The sequence below is a fragment of the Pontibacter sp. HJ8 genome, from assembly GCF_054824225.1.
The window spans coordinates 1-6,093 of the sequence record NZ_JSYF01000264.1; the positions used below are offsets into that span (position 1 = coordinate 1).

General features: G+C 50.6%; 5 protein-coding genes. 4 read left to right on the forward strand and 1 reads right to left on the reverse strand.

Annotated features, from left to right (window positions below):
* The coding region (locus OB13_RS12315) for a DUF892 family protein (RefSeq protein ID WP_461490468.1) at nucleotides 1-235 on the forward strand (235 nt) is incomplete at its 5' end.
* Nucleotides 236-384: 149 nt separating this feature from the next.
* Here the strand turns inward: OB13_RS12315 and OB13_RS12320 are convergent.
* Entirely contained in the window at nucleotides 385-2,283 is a 1,899-nt protein-coding gene (locus OB13_RS12320; protein WP_461490469.1) for a M1 family metallopeptidase, read from the reverse strand.
* A 363-nt stretch (nucleotides 2,284-2,646) separates the two neighbouring features.
* Here OB13_RS12320 and OB13_RS12325 point away from each other — a divergent pair, with 363 nt between their 5' ends.
* From OB13_RS12325 to OB13_RS12335, 3 genes are all read left to right on the forward strand, one after another.
* The gene (locus tag OB13_RS12325; RefSeq protein ID WP_461490470.1) at nucleotides 2,647-4,365 is read left to right on the forward strand and encodes a L,D-transpeptidase family protein; all 1,719 of its coding nucleotides are present in this window, start codon (nucleotides 2,647-2,649) and stop codon (nucleotides 4,363-4,365) included.
* Nucleotides 4,366-4,402: 37 nt separating this feature from the next.
* Nucleotides 4,403-4,933 (forward strand): plastocyanin/azurin family copper-binding protein, encoded by a 531-nt coding sequence (locus OB13_RS12330; RefSeq protein ID WP_461490471.1) that lies wholly within the window; start codon nucleotides 4,403-4,405, stop codon nucleotides 4,931-4,933.
* 162 nt (nucleotides 4,934-5,095) lie between these two features.
* Nucleotides 5,096-5,800: a Crp/Fnr family transcriptional regulator gene (locus tag OB13_RS12335; protein ID WP_461490472.1), complete on the forward strand. Its 705-nt coding sequence runs from the start codon at nucleotides 5,096-5,098 to the stop codon at nucleotides 5,798-5,800.
* Nucleotides 5,801-6,093 lie beyond the last annotated feature (293 nt).

Here is a 6,093-nt window from a genome sequence, read left to right on the forward strand (position 1 = left end):
TGAAAACGCTGACTCGGATGTGATGGATGCCGCGCTGATTGCCTGCGCGCAACGCGTAGAGCATTATGAGATCGCAGGGTATGGTACAGTTTGCACCTATGCCAAGCAACTGGGCCAAACCCAGGCACTCGACATGCTCCAAATGACCCTCAACGAGGAGAAGGCTACGGATGAAAAGCTGACCATGATTGCTGAGAGTAAAATCAACATCAAGGCCCAACACAGAAATAAGTAAACACTTATAAAAGAACGGAAAAAACTCTGTCCTTCCCCATGCTTAACCCGCTGGCCAGAAGATGACAGAGTTTTTCGTTAGAAGAGTTCCCATAAAAAAAAGCCTCCTTTCTATAAGGGAGGCTTTTTTTATGTCTCGCATGCAGGTCTTTATTTTAACATTTCATCCAGCGTGCTCGTGGAAACAGCGTGGTAGTTCGGCCTTGCCTTTGCATAGATGGCCCGGGCTTTTGTCTTACCTTCCGGTGTCGCGATGAGCGCCTTGTAGATCGGTACCAGGAATTTGCGCCGGCCTACGTTGGTAAGGAATGTCTCCATTGCTTTGTCCGCCGAGGTATAGTTGTTCCGGATGGCAGGGATGAACCAGGCGGCCAGTACCTCAGAATTGCCCGAATTGGTAAAACCAAAGGCCTTGTCCAGGTCGGCCATCTGCTGGGGTGTCATCTGCTCTGGCAGCATCCGTATAAAATGCAGCCATTCATGGCTCGACCAGTCTTTGGTATTGAGCTGCGCAGCGGGTTTGCCGTTCTTCCAGGAGGTATAGGCATCAGCTACCTGGGCAAAGCGGCTGGAAGTGGGCTTCACATGGTTCTCCGGCAGGCCCGGCGTATACACCCAACCTTCAATGTTGATCTGTTCGGCCACCTTTTCATCGCCCTGGATCAGCTCTTTTCTCAGGAAGTCCAGGAAAAGGTCCGTGTTGGTGCTCTGGAAGGCAAACGTCTGGAAGTACTCGTTCACAAACTGGTCAAACCGCTCCCGGCCTACCACCCGCTCTATGTTCTGCAGGAAGGCGTTGCCTTTTTCGTAGGCAATATCAGTCAAACCTTCATCCGGGTTGCGGCCTTCAAGGTCCAGCTTAAGCCGGGTGTCCTCGCTCTGAGGCCCCAACTCTTCCAGCGTATTCTGCAGATCCTGGTAACCGAGCACATTCAGCATATCCGCATATTCTTTGCCATAGAGTTCTTCCATGATGCGGCGCTCGAAGTAGACCGTAAAGCCTTCATTGAGCCAGAAGTCATCCCAGGTAGCATTGGTCACCAAGTTGCCGCTCCAGCTGTGCGCCAGCTCATGTGCGATGAGGCTGGTAAGCGAACGGTCTTTGGCCAGCACGGTAGGTGTCACAAACGTCAGGCGCGGGTTCTCCATACCTCCGAAAGGGAAGGAAGGAGGCAGCACCAACAGGTCGTACCGGTCCCAGCGGTATTTACCATACAATTTCTCGGCAGCTACGAGCATTTTGTCCATTTCGGCAAACTCATATACCGCCGCATCGATCGTAGCAGGTTCCGCATAGATCCCCGTTTGCTTTCCAATCGGTTTGAAGACCATGTCGCCGACCGACAGCGCCATCAGGTAGGATGGGATAGCCTGGCGCATTTCGAAGGTGTATTCACCCGTGGTGTTTTTCTGCTGCGGGTTTTCGGCGCTCATCACCGCCATGAGTTCTTTGGGCACTTTCACCTTCGCACTGTAAGTAATGCGTATGCCCGGGCTGTCCTGAATCGGAATCCAGGTGCGGGCCAGTATGGCCTGTGACTGCGTGAACAGGAACGGATGCTTCTTGCCGGCCGTTTGCTGCGGACTCAGCCACTGCAGCGCATCCGCATTAGCCGTGGTGCTGTACAGGATCGTGACCAAGCGGGTATCGGGTTGGATGTCCACCTCCAGCGGGCTGCCCAGGAATTCTTTTTCTTTCCCCAAACGGAAAGTGGTTGGTGTTTGCTCTTCGCCCAGGTATACCTGCTCAATCTTCAGGCCGCGGGTGTCAAAAATGATCTGGTTTGTCTTGGCCAGGTTCTCAATCTGGTAGGTAGCCTTTCCGCTGATCACTTTCTGGTCAAAGCTCACGGCGATGTCCAGGTCCAGGTGCCGGGCAACGGCTTCTGCTGGCTTGGCGAAGCTGTGCACATCGACAGGCGCCTTGGCTATATCTTGTTCTTGGGTCGTCATAGTTTCATTCGTAACAGGATTTTGGGTGGAACAGGCGGCCAGTTGCAGACATCCTGCCAGGCTGAAGCCAAGTAAATAATTACGGTATGGGTTCATAGGTAGTTTAGATTGAAGGGCTAAGATACATAATTTGACAGTAAGACTAAAAGCCTGGCTGTCTGCGCGGCAGAACCTGTGGTACATGTAATGTTATGCAGTTGACAGGGTAAACCGGAACTGCCTCCTGTAAGAGAAAAGGTAAGCTGAAAGCGGCCATTGGTCAGGGTATGCAAGACTTACAGAACATTTTTATCAAATCTGAAGTACATAAAGCAAAACCACTATCTGAAGCGCTAAAGCTCCTTGTAAATAGTACAATTTAAAGTAAGGCTTTCATCCTGCTTCACAACAGATTTAGTTTCCAAACCAACTGCTACAGCTTTGATTTTTAAATCACCAACCATGAACCCTTTGAACTATTTGAAACTGAAACAATTTGGCCTGGCCATGCTCTGCCTTTTTCTGATGGCTTCCTGCAACCGCAGCGGAGACAAGAAAGAAGAAGGTGTGAAAGATATGCTGGGCATGAATACCTTATCGAAATCGACAACGGACAGTTTATACATCAAGAAATTCATTGCCAAAACACCTGCCTTCAAGCAACACGACGACCTTATCTACCTCTTTTACAGGGAGCGTGATTATGATCTCGCCTGGTTCAAAGACACCGAACTGGTACCCCAGTCAGAAAAGCTGCTGGCTACGCTGAATGAGGCTGCCAAAGAAGGACTCGATCCGAAGAAGTATAAAGTAATGAACATCGACGAGATGATAGAGCGCTACAAGGGGATGGGCCGCAAAGACTCAGCCCGCCTGGACTTGCAGCAGAAGATCGACATCGCCCTGACGGGCACGTACTTCAATTATGCATCTGATTTTTACCGCGGACGCGTCAATCCGGGGGAAGTAACGCAGGTGCAGTGGGGAGTGAAGCAAAACAAGATCAAACTGAATAGGGCCCTGCAAACCATTCTCAAAGAGCGCGAAAGCACCTATCCCTACTATGAGTTTGAAGCCCTGCACAAAGGGTATACGGACCTGCGGAGTGCCCTGGAAAAATACCGGGCCATCGAAGAAAAAGGAGGCTGGGCAAAAGTAAAGCTGGGGTCTAAAAAGATACTGGAGAAAGGGGATTCGGCCGCTGCCGTGCTGATGGTACGCAAGCGCCTCAATCCCGAAGCAAACATCGACACGACCAATGCCAAGATGCGGGTCTTTGATGACAAACTGGAAGCGCAGGTAAAGAATTTTCAGATGCTGCACGGCCTGAGCGAGGACGGGAAAGTGGGGGGCAATACACTCAAAATGATGAATGTACCCATCGAGAGCCGGATACAGCAAATTATGATGAACATGGAGCGCTGGCGCTGGATCCCCAAACGCCTGGTGCCGAAAAGCCTGGACCAGAAATATATCTGGGTAAATATCCCGGAGTATAAGCTGTATGTATACGAAGACCCGGACGGGGAACCGGATGCCGAACGCGCTTACAAAGAGGTCTTGTCGATGAATGTGATCGTGGGTAAAACCATGCACTCGACGCCGATCTTCAGCGAGAAAATGGAATATGTGGTACTAGCCCCTTACTGGAATCTGCCGAACAGCATTGTAGAAAAAGAAGTAGCGCCAGCCATGCTGCGGAATCCGGGCTGGCTCGATAAACAGGACATGGAGATCGTCACCAAAGAGAAAGAACCGAAGCCGATTTCCCCGTCCTCCATCGACTGGAGTACTGTGACCGAGAAAAACTTCCCGTACATGGTGCGGCAGCGTCCGGGACCTAAAAACTCGTTGGGTACCATGAAGTTCCTTTTCCCGAATGAGCACGCGGTATACCTGCACGACACACCATCGGGTTCACTCTTCAGCCAGACGCAACGTGGCTTCAGCCACGGGTGTGTGCGACTCGAAAAACCGATGGAACTGGCCAAATATGTGCTGCAGGACATGCCGGAATGGAATGAGAACACGATCAGGGAAACCATAAACGGTGGGGAGGAAGTATGGGTCACCCTGCCTAAAAAGGTTCAGGTATACCTGGTATATTTCACCAGCTGGGTAGACCAGCATGGCAACGTTCATTTCAGGGAAGACATTTACGGACACGACAAGCGACTGGAAGAGGAGTTCTTCAGTTGATAGCGGTGGCCCGGTTACAGCTTAACATTTGCTGACGATGAAAAAGACAGGTATAGCATGGATTATTCTTGCCTGCAGTTTCCTGTTCGGGTGCGACGGAACCACACCAGAACAGGAAGCCCAGCGACCGGAGCAGATCCACGAAGAGCCGCTGAAGCAACAGGAAACAGAACAGGACACGACCCTGCAGCCCATTGATGAAATTAACATAAAAGGGATCGGAACCGATCTGCAAACCATTGCCTACGACCAGGACACACTGGAAGTGACGGCAGATGCGCTCGTCCGGATCAACCTGACCAACGAAGGCTCGCACCCAACCATAATTCACAACATTGTGTTCACGCAACGGAATACGTACCAAAAGGTGGCCCTGGCGGGAGCAGAGGTAGGGGCTTCGGGAAACTACGTGCCCGATAGCCCGGTCATTCTGGCGGCTTCCCCTCTGGCACTGCCCGGTCAGACGGTTCAACTGGAGTTCAAGGCACCAGGCCCCGGCGTGTATGAGTTTGTCTGTACCTACCCGGACCATTACAAACGCATGCACGGCCTGCTGATCGTAAAGTAAACCGGCTTCTCCCAACAAAAAGCACTTGCCTCCAGCGGGTGCTTTTTTAGTTTCAGGTATACCCCCTTGCTATACCTGAAACCGAACGATTCAGAAAAAAGCCATGTTCTACAGCATCAACCTATCCTGGGAATGTATACTTTTACGGAATTTTGATTGCGTATGAAATTCACCACTCCTGATTGCCGGAACTGCACAAGCAGAACTGCCTCGCTGCTTGGTTGCTGCAGAGGCACAGAGCTGGAGCAGCTTTCAGCTACGAAATCATGCTTTGCTTACAAAAAAGGGCAGCTTATTTTTCATGAAGGAGGAAAACCAAGCGGACTCTACTGCATCAACTCCGGCAAGATCAAAATCACCAAAATGGGCAGCGACGGCAAAGAGCAGATCGTTCGCCTGGCCAAACCCGGTGATATGATCGGCTACCGGGCACTCATGGCCGACTCCAACTACTCTGCTTCGGCTGTTGCGCTGGATGATGCTGTCATTTGCTTTATACCCCGGTCACAATTCCTGGAATTGATCAGCCAGAATGCGGACTTTGCCAGCGGCCTGATGAAGCTGCTTTCCAATGCGTTGGGGGAAGCCGAAGAGCGGATGGTGCAGATGGCCTATAAACCGGTGCGGGAGCGGCTGGCGGAAGCTTTGCTGTTGCTGCAGAAAACTTACAAGCAGCAGGAGGGGGAAGACCATTTTACGATTTCTATCTCCCGCGAAGATCTGGCTTCTATTGTCGGGACAGCCAAGGAAACCACGATACGGCTGTTATCTGACTTGAAAGAAGAGCAGGTGATCACCACAAAAGGCAGTTCTATCACCATTCTGGATACGGAGAAATTATATAAGATCTGCCATCTTTACGATTAGGCAAGGGACCCAAAGAGCTATACATAAGAACGGCAGGCGTAAAACACCTGCCGTTTCTTTTTGAGCTTAGCAAAAGCTCAAACACCTTATACTAAACACTAAACCTTATTCAAACTATCTTTTCTGCCTTTCGGCCTATCTGCATTTTGACTGTACTATGAGATGCCGATCCCTGATCGGTTCCTTCCATATCCTGCTGTTTACTTTTACAAAGATCACAACTCTTCTTTCCTGATACACTGAGCAGGATCACTTTGAAAAGTGATTTGCGTCATCTTTTCCGAAAAGGCCTC